Consider the following 20392-nt stretch of genomic DNA (forward strand, 5'->3'; position numbering starts at 1 on the left):
GGAGCAGGGGGGCAGGGGAGCAGGGGAGAATTGTTTCTCAGTCCACTAAAGTGGACTTTAGCTATTAGTCAAGAAATAAATTTCTTGGCGAGATATTAGGCAGGTGCAAGATTCAGTTTAAAGGACTGACAAATCACAAAACACTCCATTGCACTTGTACCTTACTGAAAGTCAACAGTCATCATACCAATTTGAAAAATGATTGCGGCTGATGGTTCCACGCAACCCAGACACAGAAAGCGATTCCTAATCTAAAATCTAAAATCCAAAATGGTATCAGCCATCGAAAACTCCTGTCGCTGCCAAATGTAGCGCGAAATACATTTTTGGGTTTTAATTACAATATATAGTTCAAAAAAACATGTATCTTTAGTTTGAGCAAGCATCTACCGTAAGGCATAAATAAATCGATTTGACAATTGAAAAATTACTGAAAAGCTCCACTACCAATCAAAAGACACACTACTTTGAGGTTAGTGACCTTGTTTTCCCTGGTGACAAGCAATTGTCGCACTGAGGTGGATTTGACAGTACGTAAGTCCTAAGTATTTGAGGACTTGCATACAACCGATAAATCCACATTTTTCCCAACACAAGAACCGCTTCAGGTGAAAAGCGAAAGGATGAAATACTGGTTCAGGAAATTAGCAATCTATACAGTCTTGCTATATCACTTATTAATCGGAAATAGTTACGCACAAGCCAACCAAGTTGCGAATATTGATGTGCAGGGATTAAACGCGCTTCCAATAGTTGAAAACTTAGCAAGTGCTAATAATTTTGGGGAGAATCGCAAGGAAGATTGGTGGCGATTTCATGAGATAGTCAAAGGAACAGAGAAACTAGAGGGACTTTTCACACTTTATAGGAATGAAAACTCAGGTCAAGTTTACTTGGAAATTAAACCGGAACAGTTAAATAAAGACTATTTAGCTACAGTAACATTAGAATCCGGCATTGGGGAAAGTAATATTTATAGTGGATTAGCTCTTGATGATTTTCTCTTCTATTTCCGGCGAGTTAACAATAATTTACACTTTGTTGTGCGTAATGTTAAATTTCGTACAGAAGCAAGTGAACCAGAACAGCGATCGCTTGCTCGTTCCTTTAGTGACTCAGTTCTTTATTCCCTAGAAATAGACAGTATTGATCCGCGCAGTAAAAATATTTTAATTAATCTGGAAGACTTGCTCATGCAGGATTTACCAGGTTTAACGCCTCTATTGAAATACTCTTTGCAAGCTGATTATCGCTTAGAAGCAAGCAAGTCATATTTTGGTGATGTCAACAGCTTTCCTGAAAACATAGAGATTGATTCGATTTACGGTTTTTCATCACCAGAAGGAGCAAATTTAGTCACCTTACCCGATAGTAGGGCCCTCAGCCTCAAGGTACACTACAGTTTTTCCAAACTTAGAGAAAACAACGGTTATATTCCCAGACTTGCCGATGACAGAGTAGGATATTTTATTACTGCCTTTAAAGATTTCTCTAAAAATAACTCCCAAGAACCATTTGTCAGATACATTAATCGTTGGCATCTGGAACCATCCGACCCTAACCTACCCATATCTCCACCCAAAAAGCCAATTGTATTTTGGATTGAAAATGCTGTGCCTTTCGAGTACCGCAGCGCCATTCGTGAAGGTATTCTCATGTGGAACAAAGCATTTGAAAAAGCAGGATTCCAAAATGCTATTGAAGTACGGCAAATGCCAGATGATGCTGATTGGCAACCCGCAGATGTACGCTATAACACGATTCGCTGGTTCAATTCTCTGGATGCAGGTTTTGCCAGAGGGCCGACGCGCGTCAACCCACTCACTGGGGAAATCTTGGATGCAGATATTATCGTAGATGCCAATATGGTGCGATCAATTCAGCAAGTATATGGCACCTACGTAGAGTCAAAAGTGAACAAGAAAGGATTGAGGAATAGAAACATTACTCAAGCCTCTGAATGCATTTATGAAGATTTACCTCAGACTGTCGCGTCTGGAAAGTTGAATACCGGAAGCGATTCTGAACTCTGCTATGGTATGGAATCTTTAGATCAGGCAAGTATGGGGGCGTTGACATTATCAGTTTTGCAAAACGCCACACCCAATAGTGAAGCGATGCAGAATTACGTGCATCAATATTTGCGTTCTCTCATCGCCCACGAAGTCGGGCATACTCTCGGTTTACGCCATAACTTTCACGGTAGCACCATGTTAGCGCCCGAAGAATTAAATAATACTGAAATCACTCACACCAAAGGTTTAGTCGGTTCGGTGATGGATTATCTACCCGTGAACATAGCACCGCAGGGAGTACAGCAAGGTGACTATTTCCCCCAGGTTATTGGCCCTTACGACGAATGGGCAATTGAATATGGTTATAAAAGAAGTCCTCAAGTGCTACTTGAGGCAATGATTCCAGAAACAGAAAAAAGTTTTTTAGAACAGATTGCTTTGGCATCACCTCAACCAGAATTATCTTACGCAACTGATGAGGATATTTGGGACATCAATCCCCTGGCAAATGTTTGGGACATGAGTAGCGATGTGCTACTTTATTCTCAGTGGCAAATGGATAATGCCCGCGTCATGTGGCAGCGCCTTGACAAAGGTTATCTCTCCAAAGGAGAAAGCTACAGTAACCTGCGCGCCTTATTTAATAGAGTACTTCAATACTATTTTCGTAACGCCACCTTGCTATCTAAATACATTGGTGGGCAATCGTTTCGCCGTCTCCATGCTAGTGATGATACTTCCTGGGCATTTGTACCAGTTTCCCTAGCAAAACAACGTCAAACATTGACAAAGTTGCAAGAATATGTATTTGCTGAAGAAGCTTTTCGTTTTTCACCACAATTACTGAATCAGCTAGCACCATCGCGGTGGCAACACTGGGGTAGTCCTGTACCCAACAACCGCCTTGATTATCCCATTCACGAACGTATTTTGAACTTCCAAACTGCGGTATTGCGATCGCTACTAGACAGCCAGAGGCTAAATCGTTTACAAGATATAGAATTAAAAACCTCGCCTGGGGAAGCACTTTCCATACCAGAACTGTTCGACACCCTGCAAAAAGACATCTGGACAGAAATTTTGACTCAAAGCGAACCCAAGCCAATTTCTAGCATCCGGCGTTCATTGCAACGCGAACATTTGAATATTTTGCTAGAAATGGTGTTGCGTACTACTGATGCGCCTGAAGATGGGCGGACACTAGCTTGGTATGAATTGCGCCAACTGCAAAAAGCTATTGAGTCCAGGCTGAAACAATTTCCTGAAAACCTGGATATTTACACATTAGCTCACCTAGAACTTTCAGGCGATCGCATCACTAAAGCATTAAATGCACAGTTGCTCTCGAAGTGAGATGGGGGGATGGGGAACTCGGGGCCCCCACGACCGAAAGGAGGAGCCACTGCGTTGGGCGGCTCTGCCGACAGCCGCGCATGTGGCGTTGGGGATTAGGGGCGATGGGGGGATGAGGGGAAAATAATAACTCCTAACTCCCAACTCCTAACTCCTAACTCCCCACTCAGCACTCAGCACTCAGCACTCAGCACTTTCTAAGAAGCTAGCAATTCTGGCTGACATATCAAACTTTGCAGAGTCTGACGCATTTCGCTAATAGTCTGGAGTTGATAATCACCAGTTTCTTGAACATGAGCCAAAGATTCCCCAACTCCTTGCAACTTATGCCGCAAACCATCCAAAGAATCTTGAATTGGTTGCAATGCTTCTTCATAGAGACGCACACGACCCCAACATTCAGCGGTTGCTGTTCGCAAAGATAGCAACTTTGCTTCCATCTCTTTGAGTTCTTGCTGTTTTTCTTGTTGGTCTTGGGTTTGATTATCAATCATCCCTTGGTCTAGCTCAAGAGCAGCAAGCATCTGCCCAATTTCACGTTCTAACTTTTGTAGTTCTTGGGACTGTTGTTGTCGCTGAGTTTCAATTTGCAACAGAACTGGGCTTAAATCAATTTGCTTATCTTCTTCTGTATTAGTAACAGTATGACCTTGCCGCCGTAACAATACAGCTTGATGTTGTTTGACCAACTTCTGCCGCTGTAGTAAACTACGGCGTTGTCCTACCAAGCTAGAATTTAGCATCTCGTAGTGGTCTTTTTCATCTGCCAGTTCCATTTCTAAATTGATTTGGTCATGGTCAGGTGCTTTACTGATTTTAATTTGCAGTTCTTGTATAGTTTCTTGCTTATATTTAAGTTCTTGTTCTTGATCGTGGACAAAGCTAGAGTCTATTTCCAACTTTTCCAACAAATCTTGTACTATCTTTTGCAGTTCTTCTAAAGGCATTTTTTCTAAAGCTTCTACATCAACTTTCTCGCTGGGAGACACATTGCCACAAGTAGCAGCCAAGGAGTAAATTTGTTGATATAACTGTTCTTGATATTGCAACTGCTCTTTGACCACCCGGACATATTCTTGCTTGCTAGCAACAATTGCTGTATTCACTTGCAATTGGGCTGTTTGCTGCTTGAGAAAATCCTGTGCTTGTTGCCATGCATTTTGGCGATCGCTATAACTTTGCGAAAGGCGATCGACTTCCTCCTGTTGTTGATTTGCTAAAGTTCGTTGTTCCTGTAGTTGTTGCCAATGTGGGTTGAGAGTAGCTTGCTGTCTTTCCACCACTTCAAAAGCAAAATGCAGATGCTCTCGCACTTTTTCCGTAGGAGCAACACGATTAGACAAGCGATCGAGTAAATCACTCATCACCCGACTTTGCTCTTCATCCAAAACCGTACCCTGTTGGCAATCGGCTTGGCGTTCCTCAAAGCGGCGCTGCTCACCCCGCAAATGTTCCCAAGCTCCCTCTAATTCTTGGCGATTCCGCTCAATTTCAGCTTGCAACTGTTCAATTTGCTCACGAAATGCATCAACTTCCTGTTTTTGTGACTCCAGCTGTTGAAACTCTTCCTCCATTTGTTGCAACTGTTCCAGACGTGCTTCCATATCCATTTCACGGCGATTCATCTCTTGCGCCTGAAACGTCAACGACTGCTTCCACTGGTCAATCTCATCTTCCTTGAGCTTAAATTTTTCTAATTGGCGAGAAAAATTTTGCAAAATGTTCACTAATGGGCGTCCTGCTTCTTGAATCCGCTGTACTTGACGATTGGGATTCAGTTCCACAAGTACCAACGCACCATCATTTAATTTGCTTGCATCCTCAGCGGCAATTACTTCTTCCGACACAGTACTCCAATTCTGGTCGGTTCGCTGACAAGCTAGCAGTTTCAGTTCGGTTTTGGAACTACCACCGAGTAAGCCGCCTTTCTGCTTTTGTACTTCTGCTAAATACAGCACACCGTTTGTCCTTTTGTGTACTTGATGTCCGTGTTTTGGGATATACCTGAGATAATTCTGTCAACCTGTCTGATACCAATTTAGAGACTGGGCAATGGGGACTGGGGGCTGGGGATTCAAACCCTGCCCAAATCAATCCTTATTAGCTATCCTAATTGGGTATGATGCACCTCAATTTGGGAAAACAAGACAGACAAAACTATTGATAGATGCTAACCACGTCTTGATATTTATAAAAACGATTTGATCACGCCTTTATATTCTCTACTGATGACAGTGATGATGGCTTCCGTGGTATCACTAGCTTTGACAAAATCTATTACGAAAATTTACAGTTTGTATTTGAATGTATCCCCTGATCAGGATTAGTTACAAAAGAAATAAGATTTTGAGTACCCCAGACAAATTGGGATAGCTAATATTGTTTGAGATTAAAGAATGCAAACGGGATTAGAAGGAGCGCTATCGAGCTAAATGCAGGGAAATTTAAGTGAAATTGATATTCGCAGTATCCTGCAATTGATTGAGTTAGGGCAGCGAACTGGGCAACTTTTGGTGGAAGCCAGCTTTCACAACAACGACAAACTCACACTAGACGAAGCAATCAGACCTCGCCATTCTCGGAACTACAAACAACAGTCTTGGTTTGTCTTTTTCCTCAACGGTCAAATTATTTATTGCCAAGAAGGCGATAGTAATTTATTACGGATTGATGATTACTTACGCCATTACCGAGTTGAAATCCGGCTCGAAGAAAAGCAACTTGCCTGCCTAGGATTACAGAGTGTGCCAGAGTATGGATATATCTGGGCACTCTTAGAACGGAATATTATTAACCCCAAGGTCGCTCATAGTATCATCCACCACTTAGTGCATCAAACACTCTTTGATTTACTGAGTTTACACCAGGGTAATTTCGTTTTTCTTCAGGGGGCTGCACTTGCCCCACAACTAACTAGCTTAGAAATTGCTCCTTTAGTAACTAAAATTATGCAACAAGTACAAGAGTGGAAGCAACTACATCCACACATTCAGTCTCCCGAACAATTACCGATGCTAGCTGATATAGTGCAGCTCAATTCTTCACTACCAGCAGCAACCGTCAGTAAGCTACAACAATGGGCAGATGGGAAAACATCGCTGCGCCAACTAGCTCGTTATCTCAACCGAGACATTTTGACAGTTGCTAAAGCCATGTATCCATATGTACAACAAGGTTGGTTGCAACTAGTATATTCCGCGAGCAATAACTCCAAGACACACATACACGATATGGGAGTGGGAGAAAAGCATACTCTGCGGATAGTATGTATTGACGATACAACAACTATCGGTGAGACTGTAGAGTCTATCCTTAAAGCCGAGGGTTATGAAGCGATCGCCCTCAGTAATCCCCTAGATGCCATTAGTCTCATTTTTCGACTACAACCAGATTTAATTTTATGCGATATTGCCATGCCAGAATTGGATGGTTATGAAATTTGTGCCATGCTGCGACAATCCACAGCATTTCGGTTTGTACCAATTATCATGCTCACTGGTAAAGATGGATTTATTGATCGAGTCAGAGCTAGTATGGTCGGGGCAACAGATTATTTAACCAAGCCGTTTGGTGACACTGAGTTACTGATGCTCGTAGAAAAATATATAAACGCAAAATCTGATTTAGGCACACAAATAAGATACAAGACTTGTTGATTCTTAAAAGATAGAGTAAAAAATGTTATCACAGAATCAACCAACTCCAGTACAACGTTATTATCTAGTAAATTAGTGACTTAGTAGAATTAATTTATACAATAAATACTTACGGAGGATCAGGGAATGTTCCAAAAAGGAACGTCTACATCAGGAGGTAGATAGCCATTTATGAGTATAGTTCTGATTGTGGAAGACAGTATTGCACAAAGGGAGATGATTACAGACCTCCTGAAAGCCAGTGGCTTAAAAGTCACCCATGCCAGTGACGGAGTAGAAGCATTGGAGGCAATTCAAACTGCACCTCCGGATTTAGTGGTATTGGATATTGTCATGCCCCGGATGAACGGCTACGAATTGTGTCGTCGTTTAAAGTCCGATCCAAAAACCCAAAATGTTCCCGTAGTCATGTGTTCTTCCAAAGGTGAAGAATTTGACCGCTACTGGGGCATGAAACAAGGTGCTGATGCTTACATAGCTAAACCGTTTCAGCCAACAGAGTTGGTAGGAACAGTTAAACAACTACTGCGAGGATAAGGATGAAAACAACATGGTCAGCAAACCGGACTTTTTAAGTGGCAGTGGTCAAGACCACTTCCGTCCAGAATTACAAGTAGAAAGTCCAGAGGGTGAGTTACACTTGCGGTTTTACATACCCTCGCATCAGGAGTTTGCACTACCAGCAACCGGTATTAAGGAAGTGATGGAACTGAGTCCTGATAGAATCACCCCCATTCCTAATGCTTCTCCTTTACTTTTGGGTACTCTAAATTTACGAGGTCGAGTAATTTGGGTGGCTGATTTGGGTCAATTTCTTGGGGAAGCAGCTCCGTTAAACACAGATCGAGCAGAAATTCCGGTGATTGCTATTGAAGAACAAGACACAATAGTGGGCTTAGCAGTAGAACAAATCGGTGGTATGGACTGGCTGGATGTACAGCATTTAATGCCACCAGCGAATCTACCAGATACTATGGCTCCCTTTTTGCGCGGAGAGTGGGTATTGGCTGATAAAAACAACCAGTGTCTGCGACTGCTCGATCAAATGGCAATTATACGGAGTGCAAGGTGGGCAGGATGAAATTGGGAGAGAGTCAATGGCAGCTAGTATAGATGATTACCTCGAAATATATCAGCAGGCTTGTACAGCCTACGCGCAACAGAACTATGAAGTTGCGGTCAATTTAGTTGATCAGGTGGTACAAAATGTACCAGATGACCCCAATTGCCATTTACTGAGGGGTCATATCTATTACGTTTTGCAGCAATATGATGTAGCTAAAGCAGAATATCAAAAAGTGTTGCAGTTGACTGACAATCAAGAAATTATTGATTTGGCCAATAATAGTCTTGAAAGCGTCATTCAATACCAAAAATCCTTAGAAGGACAGTTTGCTGCTGTAGACAATAGCTCGCAAAAGCCAGCAAATTTTACAGAAATATCTGATACTCTTGACTCTGGTGAATTCAGATTAGAAGATTTAGGAACGTTTGGGGACTTAGATAGCAGCAGCTTTGATTTGAACTCCTTTGATTACCAGCAACAAGCTGTGGATGTAGAAGAGCTATCCAGTAGTAGTCCGTTTGATATCTCTACAGATAGTAGTTCGTTTAATAAAACCCTAGATTATTCAGAATCTTTAAGCGATGACCCTTTTGCTTTGAATCAACACTTAGATGAACAAGAGTCGAACGCCAACGTTTGGGAAAAGCAAACAGAATTAGAGTTACCTATTTTCTGGCAGGAAGAAAATGTTGAGCAGCCAGAAATTAATAGTAATTTACTAGATAGTGGTGGCAATTACACTAATAACAAGTCACCATTTAATAAGAGTATCGACTCACCTTTCGCAGAAAATAATTCGCCAACTAGCAATGACTTAGAAACAGATGATGAACTTTTGGAAGAAGAAAATTACCAAAAGCCAAGTAGTGCAGGATTGGACTTGAAAGTGAATAGCCTGCAAGATGAAACTTTACTGTTCACCAAAGAAGAATCCAAAAATGATTCTACACAAAAAAATACAATCAAATCTAGTAGCCCAAACAATTTATCTGAACCAGAATCAGGTAATTGGGTGCAGCGACTAGAAGAACAAGAAAAATTTTCAGAAGTTCCCTCATCTGTGAAGGAAAAATTTTCTTTGAAAGACCAGCAGGTGAAAGCAGATTTAACAGCAGAACCAAATAACTTTGATAGTGATGAAGGTTTTGACTTTGAAGCCTTTGAGTCTGCCTTTGGTTCAGAAGAATTCTCATCTGATGCAGACCTTAACAGCATACCAAGCAAAGGAAATTCTAAAAGCAACATCGAATTCTTAGACGACTTTGATGAATTCGACGACTTAGGAAATATTCCTGGGTTTGACTTGGCAGATGCAGACTCTAGCTTTGGTGATGTGACAATGCTTTCCACTGCCATGGAAACAGGTGGGAAGACACGCGCTAAAGAAGGTAATAATGGAGCAAGCGATCGCGACGATGAACTGTTTTCCATTACTGGCTCCCACACAGGCGCACAACAGTCAGTACCAGTTTTTACCCAAACCGATGCCTCGAAGCTAGAACCCACCGTCAGTGTTGAACAGGGCTGGTTAGCACCATTAGAAAATGCCTCCCTAGACACGAAACCCTGGTTTGTTGCTGGTACTGTGGGCGCTTTCTCAGCGCTAGTTGTAGCCACAGTCAGCTTCGCGGCTACCAGCTTTTCTCCACCCCTACAACGGGAATCAGTACGGAATACAGGCTGGGCCATGTCACTAGCAGCTGGCATTGCTGGGTTTTCTACCGCTGCCTTCATGGGCAATCTCACACTCAAGCAAATTCGCCGCACAACTAGGGATCTGCAAGCTCAGTTTGATGCAGTCCGCCAAGGAAATCTCAATGTTCAAGCCACGGTGTATTCCGAAGATGAATTAGGAATGTTAGCCACTGGCTTTAATGAAATGGCGCGGGTAATTTTCACCACCACCAATGAAGCCCAACGCAAAGCCGACGAACAAGAGGAAGCTAAAGAAAATTTGCAACGTCAAGTGATTCGCCTGTTGGACGATGTAGAGGGCGCTGCTAGAGGAGATTTAACAGTCCAAGCTGAAGTCACAGCTGACGTACTGGGAGCCGTTGCTGATGCTTTTAACCTGACAATTCAAAACTTGCGAGATATTGTACAACAGGTAAAAGTGGCAGCTAAAGAAGTTACTAAAGGTGCAACTAACTCGGAAACTTTTGCTAGAGCTTTATCTAGTGATGCTTTGCGGCAAGCGGAAGAGTTAGCAGTCACTTTAAATTCCGTGCAGGTAATGACCGACTCAATTCAGCGGGTAGCTGAAGCGGCGCGGGAAGCGGAAACAGTTGCTCGTGATGCCAGCACCATCGCCCTCAAAGGTGGGGAAGCGGTGGAAAATACTGTGGCAGGTATTTTAGAAATTCGAGAAACTGTAGCTGAAACAACTCGGAAGGTGAAGCGCTTAGCGGAATCTTCTCAAGAAATTTCTAAAATTGTGGCGTTAATTTCTCAAATTGCCTCCCGTACTAACTTGCTAGCACTCAATGCTAGTATTGAGGCAGCACGGGCAGGAGAAGCCGGACGCGGGTTTGCAATTGTGGCAGATGAAGTGCGGCAATTAGCTGACAAATCTGCTAAATCCTTAAAGGAAATTGAACAAATTGTGATGCAAATCCAAAGCGAAACAGGCTCAGTAATGACCGCAATGGAAGAAGGCACACAACAGGTAATTAAAGGCACAAAATTGGCAGAAGAAGCCAAGCGATCGCTAGAGAATATCATTCAAGTAGCGAATCGTATCGATATTCTTGTGCGCTCAATTACTAGCGATACAGTAGAACAAACGGAAACTTCCCGCGCCGTTGCTCACGTCATGCAATCAGTGGAATTAACGGCCCAAGAAACCTCCCAGGAAGCGCAGCGAGTTTCTGGTGCCCTACAAAACCTAGTGGGTGTATCCCGTGACTTAATTGCCTCCGTTGAACGTTTCCGCTTGGAAACCCTGGAAACAAGATAAATCTAAGTTAGGAGTGGTAAAAGTTAGGAGTTAGGAGTTAGGAGTTAAGAGTAAAAATCAGAATTATAATTGATAACTCATAACTCATAATTGATAACTCATAACTCGTAAATCACAACTCATAACTCATAACTCATAACTAATAACTTATAACTCATAACTTTTGCTATGCTGCCGGAACAACAACAGCGGATTTTGGGTTACTTTATTGAAGAAGCAAGAGACCACCTGAACACAATTGAACAGGGGTTGCTGAATCTCGAAAGTACCTTGAACGACCCGGAAATGGTCAATGAAGTTTTCCGGGCGGCTCACTCCATTAAAGGAGGAGCGGCAATGCTTGGTTTGACTAGTATCCAGCAAACCTCCCACCGTCTGGAAGATTGTTTTAAGGTTCTCAAAGAGCATCCGGTTCAAATTGACCAAAAGTTAGAGTCTTTATTTCTTGGTGTGTCTGATACCCTCAAGTCGCTGTTAGAGCATTTGAGTGGGCCGTTTGGTCTATCGGAAGAGGCTGCTAGTACTCTCATGTCAGAAGCGGAGCCAGTTTTTAAATGGCTCAATGAGCATCTCGATATACTTGTAAAACAAGGAACCAGTGGCAGCGAGAGTACTGTAACACAAATACAGCCATTCCCAGGCGATAGCGTCAACACCCTCACGGAGATTTTCCTGCGGCCGGATAATCTGACTCTGGGAGAGGACACTTCCACAGAAATACCTTCGTCTGTGGTATCCCAAGCAACAGGTTCGCCAGCCACCGCCAGAGAAAATTTGAACGCGGGCGAGTTCCAAACTCAGGTTTTACAGGCATTGCGGGAAATGTTGCAATCATTTAAGCAAAAAACAACACCCGAATCGCGGCAAAATCTTCAGCAATCCTGTCAGCAGTTAGTTAAACTCGGCGATACATGGAATTTATCCAATTGGTGTAGTTTATGCCAAGCAGCAGCAAATGCGATCGCTAATCCTGATAATACCTATCTGACTCTAGCCAAAATCGTCATTACTGAAATTAAGCAAGCCCAAGAATTAGTTCTCCAAGGTAGAGAAGCCGAGATTGCAATTAGTCAGCAATTAGAAGGACTCTTAACCTTTCCAGAAATTGATTTATTAACAATAACTACAGATTTGCTGGATGAACGGCTAGCCATCATCACAGAACCACCCACTGAGCTAGCACCAACATCTCATCAAGATCATATTAATAATAATGCTACTGTTGTACAACCAACAGATAGTGTAATTAGCCTGACAGAAATATCCGAGCAACTTCACATCGATGTCGCCACACAAAACGCTGTTACTGGGGATGTACCTGCCAATCTCTTATTTGGTAGTGAAGATGATGCATTTATTCTTAGTAGAAGTACTGACCAACATGGCCCAGAGGTAGGATTAGCTGAGTTAAACACACTTGCCGATTTGTTTGAAGGCGAGACTCCTGAACTTGATGAAACCTGGCAACAAGAAGAAGTTCTAGATATTAATGGTGTCAGTAAATTAGGAATTGAACTGAAAAAAAGTAATATTGAGGATGCTGATAGCGATTTAGCAGATTTCCTCTCATTGGATGAAGATAGAAACAGCAATGGCTCTCAAATCAGCCCGACTACAACAGAAGACTTAAATCTGTTATTTGGTGACAACTTCCTAGAAAAAGATAATTTTGAACCGCAAAATTTACCCACATCTGCGGCAATTCCTGGTGAACTTTTAGAAGAATTTACAGAAATCTCTAGCGAATCACAGCAGTCTTTGGAAATTCAGCCGAAAGATGTAATAGGCGATTTATTGTCAATAGCATTAGATGAAAATGACACACTCTCTGTAAGGGAAGTCACTCAACCAGAAACCAAGGTTGTCACCAGCAGCGAACTATCTACAAACCAACAAAGCAGTTTTGATGAATTATTTATAGAAACTGCAAATGCAGGTAGTTTTGAGGAAATAACATTTAGTAACGACCAAGAATTAAAATCTACCATATCCCAGCCAGATGCCTTGTCTGTGGGTAATCTGTTTGCTGATCTCGAAGAAAATACAATACTGTCCACGAACGAACCAGAAATTGCTGATTTATTTGATGCATCGCCTACAACAGCAACAGGAGTGTCTCAAACAGACGAGGATTTGAGCAACTTCTGGAACCAGGAAGCTCAAGTAGAACCACAACCAGAATTTGATATTGTAGGTGAGCCGGATGTAGCAAAAGCGCTAGAAGAGAGTTTGCTTGCAGCTGCGGCTTCCGGTGAGATTTTTAGTGAAATTCAGCAGTCTATACCTTCTCCCACAATAAGTTTTGAGCAAGAAGATTTTGATATGACTTTCTTGCAGCTAGAAGAGCCGCAAGATTTGATATTATCATCAAATGGTAAGGATAATTTGTTTGAAGAGTTAACCACAACTAACTCAACAATTTCTCCTGAAGTGGGTGATCATAATGTTTATTTGCCAGAAATTCCTAGCTTATCGCAAGAACCAGAAGTTTTAGATTTTATTCCTGAATTTACTAACCAGCCAACAGAGAACTCTTTGATAGATTCTCCTCAAGTATCTGCAAAACTAGAAATTGATTTGTTCGATACTATTGAAGGCAACAAAAATGAAAAAACACAAATTCTATTTGAAGATATAGCTGTCATAGATAATTCAACTTATATTCAAATCGAAACTACAGAAAATCTGCTTGGTAATGATTTATTTATTTCAGAAAATACTTTAGATATAAGTTTAGGAGAAAATTCAGACTTACAACAGTTTTCCACTCATCCAGAGTTTTTAAATACTAATACTAACTTAGAAGCGCTCACTGAGTTTTCAGAGACAGCAGAACTCGGTTTAGGTGATGAATTATTTGCACTATCAACTGAGTTATCTAGTGAAGACAGTCACGCTAACTTAGAAGCGCTCGCTGAGTTTTCAGAGACAACAGAACTCAGTTTAGGTGATGAATTATTTGCGTCATCCACTGAGTTGTCTGCTGAAGACATTAACACTAACTTAGAAGCGCTCGCTGAGTTTTCAGAGACAACAAAACTCGGTTTAGGTGATGAATTATTTGCACCATCCACTGAGTTAACTGTTGAAGACAGTCACACTAACATCGATGCGATCGCTGATTTCTCAGCAACTACTATTCAATTTGATGTATTTGAAGAAACAGCAGATTTGTCCGCACTGTTGTTTGACGCAGATGTTACATCTGAGGCTGTACCACTGGCTGAAAAAGAAGATACTACTGATATAATTGCTGAATTAGGTTTGACAACAGCAGCAGTAGAAACCGCAGAAAATATTGCCCCAGTAGCAGAAGTTACTTTAGATGAAGCTGATATCTCAGATGAATTTGCTGATTTAGAAGCATTACTAGAAGAGGAAGTACCACAAAACACCAAAGCCAACTTTATAGCCGAAGAAGATTTTGCTGCCCTGGAAGCATTACTTGGTACAGACAATGATGAAAAAGCAACACCTACACCAGCAAGCAACCATGTACAGGAATTGCGACCAGAGGCTACAAACAATACTGAGAATAATCCTGTTTCATCACCAAATATAGGAGATGAATTTGGTGATTTGGAGAAACTGCTGGCAGAAGCAGATAAAACCATATCCCACTCCTCACCCGCAAAACATCACACCAGTAAAACTCCCCGTGTCTCTACTCGTCGGACTGCCAGATTTGAAGAAACGATGAAGGTGCCAGTCAAGCAACTGGATGATATGAGTAACTTGGTTGGGGAGTTGGTAGTCAACCGCAACACCTTAGAGCAAGATCATGAACGACTGCGACAATCACTAGATAACTTGTTGATTCAAGTTCAACAACTCTCAGATGTGGGAGCAAGGATGCAGGAATTGTACGAGCGATCGCTTTTGGAAGCATCTTTGTTAGCAAGTCGTAAAACCAAAGAATCTCCTAAACAAACCAATTACCACTCGCCAGATGCAGATACAGACAGGGGTTTTAGCGAACTAGAAATGGATCGCTTTACTCCTTTCCACACACTATCCCAGGAAATGATTGAACTGATTGTCCGGGTACGTGAGTCAGCTAGCGACATAGACTTCGTGACTGAAGAAACCGAACGAGTAGCTAGGCAATTCCGCCAAGTGACAACCCAGCTACAAGAAGGATTAACACGAGCGCGAATGGTGCCATTTTCCCAAGCCATTGATCGCTTGCGGCGAGGAGTGCGCGACAATGCCATTAAGTATGGCAAACAAGTAGAGTTAATCATTGAAGGCGGAGACACCTTAATCGACAAGATGATTTTGGATCATCTCACCGATCCGCTGACTCACATGCTCAACAATGCGATCGCTCATGGCATCGAAACGCCAGAGATTCGGCAAGCAGCAGGTAAACCACCCGTGGGAGTCATTGCCATCCGTGCCTTCCACCAAGGCAACCAAACTGTGATTTCCGTGGGTGATGACGGTGCTGGCATTGATACAGAAAGAGTCAAGTCTAAGGCAGTAAAAGACGGTGTGATTACAGCAGAACAAGCAAAAACCATTTCGCGCATGGAAGTTTACGATTTGCTGTTCCAGTCCGGTTTTAGTATTAAAGATAAAGCAGATGAAATTTCTGGTCGCGGTGTGGGGATGGATGTAGTTCGCTCCGAGATTAGCGAAATTCGCGGCACAGTGAACACAGATTCTACTATAGGCAAGGGAACTACCTTCACTATTCGTCTACCACTGACCTTGAGTATTTGTAAAGCTCTGTGCTGTGTCTCTGATAAAGCTCGGGTTGCATTCCCTATGGATGGCGTGGAAGATACCTTAGATATCCATGTGAAAAATATACAGCATAGCGCCGATGGACAATCATTTATTTCTTGGCGTGATACAGTGCTACCATTCCGACCTTTGAAGGAACTGTTAACCTTTAATCGTCATATCGGTCGGGGCGGCGTTTATGGTGGTACTAGAGATGATGACATGATTTCTGTTGTGGTGGTGCGATCGGGAAATACCCTGATTGCCCTACAAATTGACCAAGTGCTGAGTGAACAAGAAATTGTAATTAAGCAATTTGAAGGCCCTGCACCCAAACCCATTGGTGTAGCTGGTGCTACAGTCCTTGGTGATGGTCGAATTATGCCCATTGCTGATGTGCTGGAAATTATTGACATCTTCCAAGGACGGCTTGCAAAACAACCTGGTGGTACACCTTGGCAGCAAAAAGCTATTCCGAATGTGCCAGAAGCCCCTGCTGTGAAGATTGATCCGACAGTACTGATTGTCGATGACTCTATTACAGTCCGGGAATTGCTCTCTCTAACGTTTAATAAAGCAGGTTATCGCGTTGAACAGGCGCGTGACGGTCAGGAAGCTTGGGATAAACTCCGCTCTGGTCTGCCCTGTGATATTGTCTTCTGTGACATTGAAATGCCCCGTTGCGATGGTCTGGAGTTGCTTTCTCGCATTCAGAAAGACTCCAACCTCAACCACCTACCCATCGCGATGCTGACCTCGCGCGGTGCGGACAAACACAGACAAATGGCAATTCAACTCGGTGCTAGCGGCTACTTTACCAAGCCTTATTTAGAGGAAGCTTTACTCGAAGCCGCAGTGCGGATGTTGAAAGGAGAGAAACTCGTTAGTAGTAGTTAAATGCTAAAAGCCTCATAACGTTGTTTGCTTGCCGAAGAGTACGAAATCCGCCTTAAAGGTTGGTGAGACTAGTCTCAACCGTTGCCTGAACTGTTGAGATTTGTAGAATAGGCAAGTAAGCTATAATCTGACACCATGTCTGATATCAATAAATCTCTGACCTACCCAACCAGCCACAAAAGTGACCAAGTTGATCATTACCACGGTACTTTAGTTGCAGATCCTTACCGTTGGCTAGAAGATCCAGATTCGGAAGAAACAAAAGCCTGGATTTCGGCAGAAAATCAAATTACTTTTGACTACCTGAGCGAAATTCCTGCTAGGGAGAAAATTAAACAGCGACTGACCAAACTTTGGGATTATGAAAAATATGGTATCCCCTTTCAAGAGGGCGATCGCTACTTTTTTTTCAAAAATGACGGACTGCAAAATCAAAGCGTCCTCTACACTCTCTTAACTCTCGATGCTGAACCTCAAGTTTTACTCGACCCGAATCAACTCTCCGCAGATGGTACTGTGGCACTTTCGGGATTATCCATTAGCGAGAATGGTAAACTTTTAGCATATGGTCTATCTGGCTCTGGTTCTGACTGGCAAGAGTGGAAAGTCCGCGATGTCCAAACTGGTGAAGATTTGCCAGACCACCTGAAATGGATTAAATTTTCTCGTGCATCCTGGACACACGATCATCAAGGTTTTTTCTACAGTCGTTACGATGAGCCAAACGCCAAAACCAAATTAGAAGATGTCAATTATTATCAAAAGCTTTACTATCACAAAGTGGGTACGCCCCAATCTGAAGATGTACTAATTTATCATCGTCCTGATGAGAAAGAATGGGGTTTTGGTGGCGACGTTACAGAAGATGGACGCTATTTAATTATTTCTGTTTGGCTGGGAACTGACTCTAAAAATTTGGTTTTCTACAAAGATTTGACTAATCCCAATTCAGAAGTTGTAGAATTAATCAATCAATTTGAAGCAAATTATAGCTTTATTGACCACAATGATAGCATCTTTTATTTCCGTACGGATTTAGATGCACCACGCGGTAGAGTTATCGCTGTTGATATCAATAATCCTGCTAAAGAAAACTGGAAAGAAATTATTCCTCAAACGGCGGCAACTTTAGAAGGTGTTAACATCCTCAACAACCAGTTTGTTGCTGATTATCTCCAAGATGCTAGCACTCAAATCAAAATTTTTGACCTCCAAGGTACATTTGTGCGTGATGTAGAATTACCCGGAATCGGTACGGCTGGTGGTTTTAATGGTAAGCGTGATGATACGGAAACTTTTTATAGTTTTACTAGCTTCACGATACCGGGCGCTATATATCACTACAACATGGTGACAGGAAAAAGTGAACTTTTCCGTCAACCAGAAGTAGATTTTAACCCTGATGATTACGAGACAAAACAAATCTTTTACAGCAGTAAAGATGGTACGCAAGTGCCAATGTTTATTACTCATAAAAAGGGGATTAAATTGGATGGTAATAACCCCACCTATCTTTATAGCTATGGCGGTTTTAATATCTCCATCACCCCAAATTTTTCTGTGAGTAACTTAATCTGGTTGGAGATAGGCGGCGTTTATGCTGTGGCTAATATCCGGGGTGGTGGTGAGTATGGTGAAGAATGGCATCAAGCTGGAATGAAAGAGAAAAAACAGAATGTTTTTGATGACTTTATCGCCGCAGCTGAATGGCTAATTGCTAATAATTATACAAAGCCTGCAAAATTAGCGATCGCTGGTGGTAGTAACGGTGGCTTATTGGTGGGTGCTTGTATGACTCAGCGTCCCGATTTATTCGGTGCAGTTTTGCCAGCCGTCGGTGTCATGGATATGTTGCGATTCCACAAATTTACCATTGGCTGGGCTTGGACTTCTGAATTTGGTTCCCCGGAGAACCCAGAAGAGTTTCAAACCCTTTATGCTTATTCACCACTGCACAACCTCAAACCAGGTACAGCTTACCCAGCAACCTTAATTACTACAGCCGATCATGACGATCGCGTTGTCCCTGCTCATAGTTTCAAATTTGCCGCTGCTTTGCAAGCTGCTCACGCAGGTGATGCACCAGTGTTGATTAGAATTGAGACAAAGGCAGGACATGGTGCAGGTAAACCGACGGCTAAGATGATCGAAGAAGCCGCAGACAAGTGGGCTTTTTTGGTGCGTACCTTGAAGATGGAAGTTTAATTATTTCGTAGGATAGGCAATGGCATCCTAGTTATTTGAAGGCTAACAAAATACTACTTTTTATTCCTAGCAGGATGATGGACTTCTAAAAGTTTTGTAGTAAATATATCGCAATATTTGCTAACAAAAGTTTAGAAGTCCTTTATGCATAGTGAGATGAAAAATGTCGAATTTAACTAGTGTTTTAGAAAGAATATTAGATTTAATAGAAGAGTATGAGTATGAAGGATACAACTTCTTACCCACTAACTCGCCTTATTATCAAGAACAGTCTGACTTTTTACAGCCTGGACTAAGAGCTTTAGAAACCGAAGTACAGTTAATACTAAAAGCTTTACCATTTCATCTACCGCAAGAACTACTAGAACTATATTCCTGGGCGAATGGTACACACAAGTGGGGATGTTATGCTTTTATAGGCGATGAAGTATTTTATTCTTTACAAGAAGCATCCCAAACATATCATCGCATATATAGTAATGCGGTGAAAGAAGCTAAGAGATATAAACTGGACACGTCTGAAAGCTGGTGGAAAAGGCACTGGTTTCCAATCTTTATTCGTGACGATCAAGACTATTTCACTCTTGGTGGAAATGAACCAACAAAGAAAGCACCCATATTCTTGTATGACTATAGAGACGGTGTTAATGCCTACAACAAAAGGTGAAGTGATGCCAGAATGTGCTATTAACACATCAGACGGCATCAAAGTTGCTGATGTTGTCTGGTGTTCAGAGGAACGATTTACTCAAATTGAAGATGAGGTATCAGCATCTATTGCACCAGAAATTTGTGTAGAAGTTAAATCCAGTGGTAACACTTTGGATGAAATAGAATTTAAAAAAAACTTATATTTAGAAGCTCAAGCTTTGGAAGTATGGTTATGTAATCAACAAGGTGAAATGAAATTCTATAATCAGCAAGGTGAATTAGAGCAATCTTTGTTAGTTCCTAACTTTCCTAAGCAAATTAAACGGTAATTAAAATAGTTGCAAAACTTTATAGCTGCCATTCATCGCGCAAAATGGCAAACCACAGTTCATCTACCCAGTTGCCTTTAAACCACAAACTTTTAAAAAGTGCCCTTCGCATCTCATACCTACACGTTGTAACAATTTAGCAGATGCTATATTCTCTGGATCGCAATTTGCAATTACGCGATGTAGGTTGTGTTGTGTAAATAAATAATCGAGCAAGCGAGTTACAGCCTCAGTAGCATAGCCTTTTTTTGGTGTGTCTGCGATCGCGTGAAGCCAATCTCCGCTTGCTGCCCGTCATCGGCTATGCAGAAGGCACAATCATCAATCATTTCGCCTGTTGCCTTGAGTTCAATTGCCAACTGATACCACTCGCCTAAAGTACCTGGCGTTGCCTGCTTCATCGCTTTTATGAAAGTCATCGCTTCGGCTTGTTGGTAAGGCTTGTCCCAAAACTGCAACTTAGTATGAAGTGAGTTCGACAAGTGCTGTTTTGACCTCTCCCCCGGCCCCTCTCCTACGAGGAGAGGGGAGTAAAA

At 42.1% G+C, this 20392-nt stretch carries 11 protein-coding genes and 1 pseudogene; 9 read left to right on the top strand and 3 right to left on the bottom strand.

Annotated features, from left to right (window positions below):
* Positions 1–623 precede the first annotated feature (623 nt).
* Complete coding sequence (locus I8748_RS15635; protein WP_198125504.1) at positions 624–3368, top strand: zinc-dependent metalloprotease; 2745 nt, start codon at positions 624–626, stop codon at positions 3366–3368.
* A 197-nt stretch (positions 3369–3565) separates the two neighbouring features.
* On the opposite strand, the gene hmpF is transcribed toward I8748_RS15635, so the two are convergent.
* Positions 3566–5326, bottom strand: a complete 1761-nt coding sequence (gene hmpF / locus I8748_RS15640; protein ID WP_198125505.1) for a pilus motility taxis protein HmpF — start codon at positions 5324–5326, stop codon at positions 3566–3568.
* Between the two features lie 474 nt (positions 5327–5800).
* On the opposite strand from hmpF, the gene I8748_RS15645 reads away from it, so the two are divergent.
* From I8748_RS15645 to I8748_RS15680, 8 genes are all read left to right on the top strand, one after another.
* The gene (locus tag I8748_RS15645; RefSeq protein ID WP_198125506.1) at positions 5801–7024 is read left to right on the top strand and encodes a response regulator; all 1224 of its coding nucleotides are present in this window, start codon (positions 5801–5803) and stop codon (positions 7022–7024) included.
* A 171-nt stretch (positions 7025–7195) separates the two neighbouring features.
* Positions 7196–7561 carry a response regulator transcription factor gene (locus I8748_RS15650; RefSeq protein ID WP_096553275.1) on the top strand — a complete coding sequence of 122 codons (366 nt, stop codon included), beginning with the start codon at positions 7196–7198 and terminating at the stop codon, positions 7559–7561.
* A gap of 13 nt (positions 7562–7574) precedes the next feature.
* The gene (locus I8748_RS15655) at positions 7575–8105 is read left to right on the top strand and encodes a chemotaxis protein CheW (protein ID WP_198125507.1); all 531 of its coding nucleotides are present in this window, start codon (positions 7575–7577) and stop codon (positions 8103–8105) included.
* 16 nt (positions 8106–8121) lie between these two features.
* On the top strand, positions 8122–11046 hold the full coding sequence (locus I8748_RS15660; protein ID WP_198125508.1) for a methyl-accepting chemotaxis protein: 2925 nt from the start codon (positions 8122–8124) through the stop codon (positions 11044–11046).
* A 168-nt stretch (positions 11047–11214) separates the two neighbouring features.
* The gene (locus I8748_RS15665) at positions 11215–16671 is read left to right on the top strand and encodes a hybrid sensor histidine kinase/response regulator (protein ID WP_198125509.1); all 5457 of its coding nucleotides are present in this window, start codon (positions 11215–11217) and stop codon (positions 16669–16671) included.
* A gap of 135 nt (positions 16672–16806) precedes the next feature.
* The gene (locus I8748_RS15670) at positions 16807–18876 is read left to right on the top strand and encodes a prolyl oligopeptidase family serine peptidase (RefSeq protein ID WP_198125510.1); all 2070 of its coding nucleotides are present in this window, start codon (positions 16807–16809) and stop codon (positions 18874–18876) included.
* A gap of 163 nt (positions 18877–19039) precedes the next feature.
* Entirely contained in the window at positions 19040–19543 is a 504-nt protein-coding gene (locus I8748_RS15675; RefSeq protein WP_198125511.1) for an SMI1/KNR4 family protein, read from the top strand.
* Entirely contained in the window at positions 19524–19856 is a 333-nt protein-coding gene (locus I8748_RS15680; RefSeq protein ID WP_225896430.1) for a Uma2 family endonuclease, read from the top strand. Before I8748_RS15675 ends, I8748_RS15680 begins: the two co-directional genes overlap by 20 nt.
* Before the next feature lie 171 nt (positions 19857–20027).
* Here the strand turns inward: I8748_RS15680 and I8748_RS35115 are convergent.
* Together I8748_RS35115 and I8748_RS35120 are read right to left on the bottom strand one after the other, a co-directional pair.
* Positions 20028–20072, bottom strand: a pseudogene (locus I8748_RS35115) (hypothetical protein); the annotation flags it as partial.
* A gap of 5 nt (positions 20073–20077) precedes the next feature.
* Complete coding sequence (locus I8748_RS35120) at positions 20078–20338, bottom strand: GNAT family N-acetyltransferase (RefSeq protein WP_225896431.1); 261 nt, start codon at positions 20336–20338, stop codon at positions 20078–20080.
* Positions 20339–20392 lie beyond the last annotated feature (54 nt).

It is taken from the genome of Amazonocrinis nigriterrae CENA67 (assembly GCF_016056305.1).
Taxonomy (GTDB): domain Bacteria; phylum Cyanobacteriota; class Cyanobacteriia; order Cyanobacteriales; family Nostocaceae; genus Amazonocrinis; species Amazonocrinis nigriterrae.

Excerpts from the sequence above, each read along its gene's own strand:
- I8748_RS15635 (WP_198125504.1), top strand. The coding sequence starts at position 624 with ATGAAATACTGGTTCAGGAAATTAGCAATCTATACAGTCTTGCTATAT.
- I8748_RS15645 (WP_198125506.1), top strand. The coding sequence starts at position 5,801 with ATGCAGGGAAATTTAAGTGAAATTGATATTCGCAGTATCCTGCAATTG.
- I8748_RS15650 (WP_096553275.1), top strand. The coding sequence starts at position 7,196 with ATGAGTATAGTTCTGATTGTGGAAGACAGTATTGCACAAAGGGAGATG.
- I8748_RS15655 (WP_198125507.1), top strand. The coding sequence starts at position 7,575 with ATGGTCAGCAAACCGGACTTTTTAAGTGGCAGTGGTCAAGACCACTTC.
- I8748_RS15660 (WP_198125508.1), top strand. The coding sequence starts at position 8,122 with ATGGCAGCTAGTATAGATGATTACCTCGAAATATATCAGCAGGCTTGT.
- I8748_RS15665 (WP_198125509.1), top strand. The coding sequence starts at position 11,215 with ATGCTGCCGGAACAACAACAGCGGATTTTGGGTTACTTTATTGAAGAA.
- I8748_RS15670 (WP_198125510.1), top strand. The coding sequence starts at position 16,807 with ATGTCTGATATCAATAAATCTCTGACCTACCCAACCAGCCACAAAAGT.
- I8748_RS15675 (WP_198125511.1), top strand. The coding sequence starts at position 19,040 with ATGTCGAATTTAACTAGTGTTTTAGAAAGAATATTAGATTTAATAGAA.
- I8748_RS15680 (WP_225896430.1), top strand. The coding sequence starts at position 19,524 with ATGCCTACAACAAAAGGTGAAGTGATGCCAGAATGTGCTATTAACACA.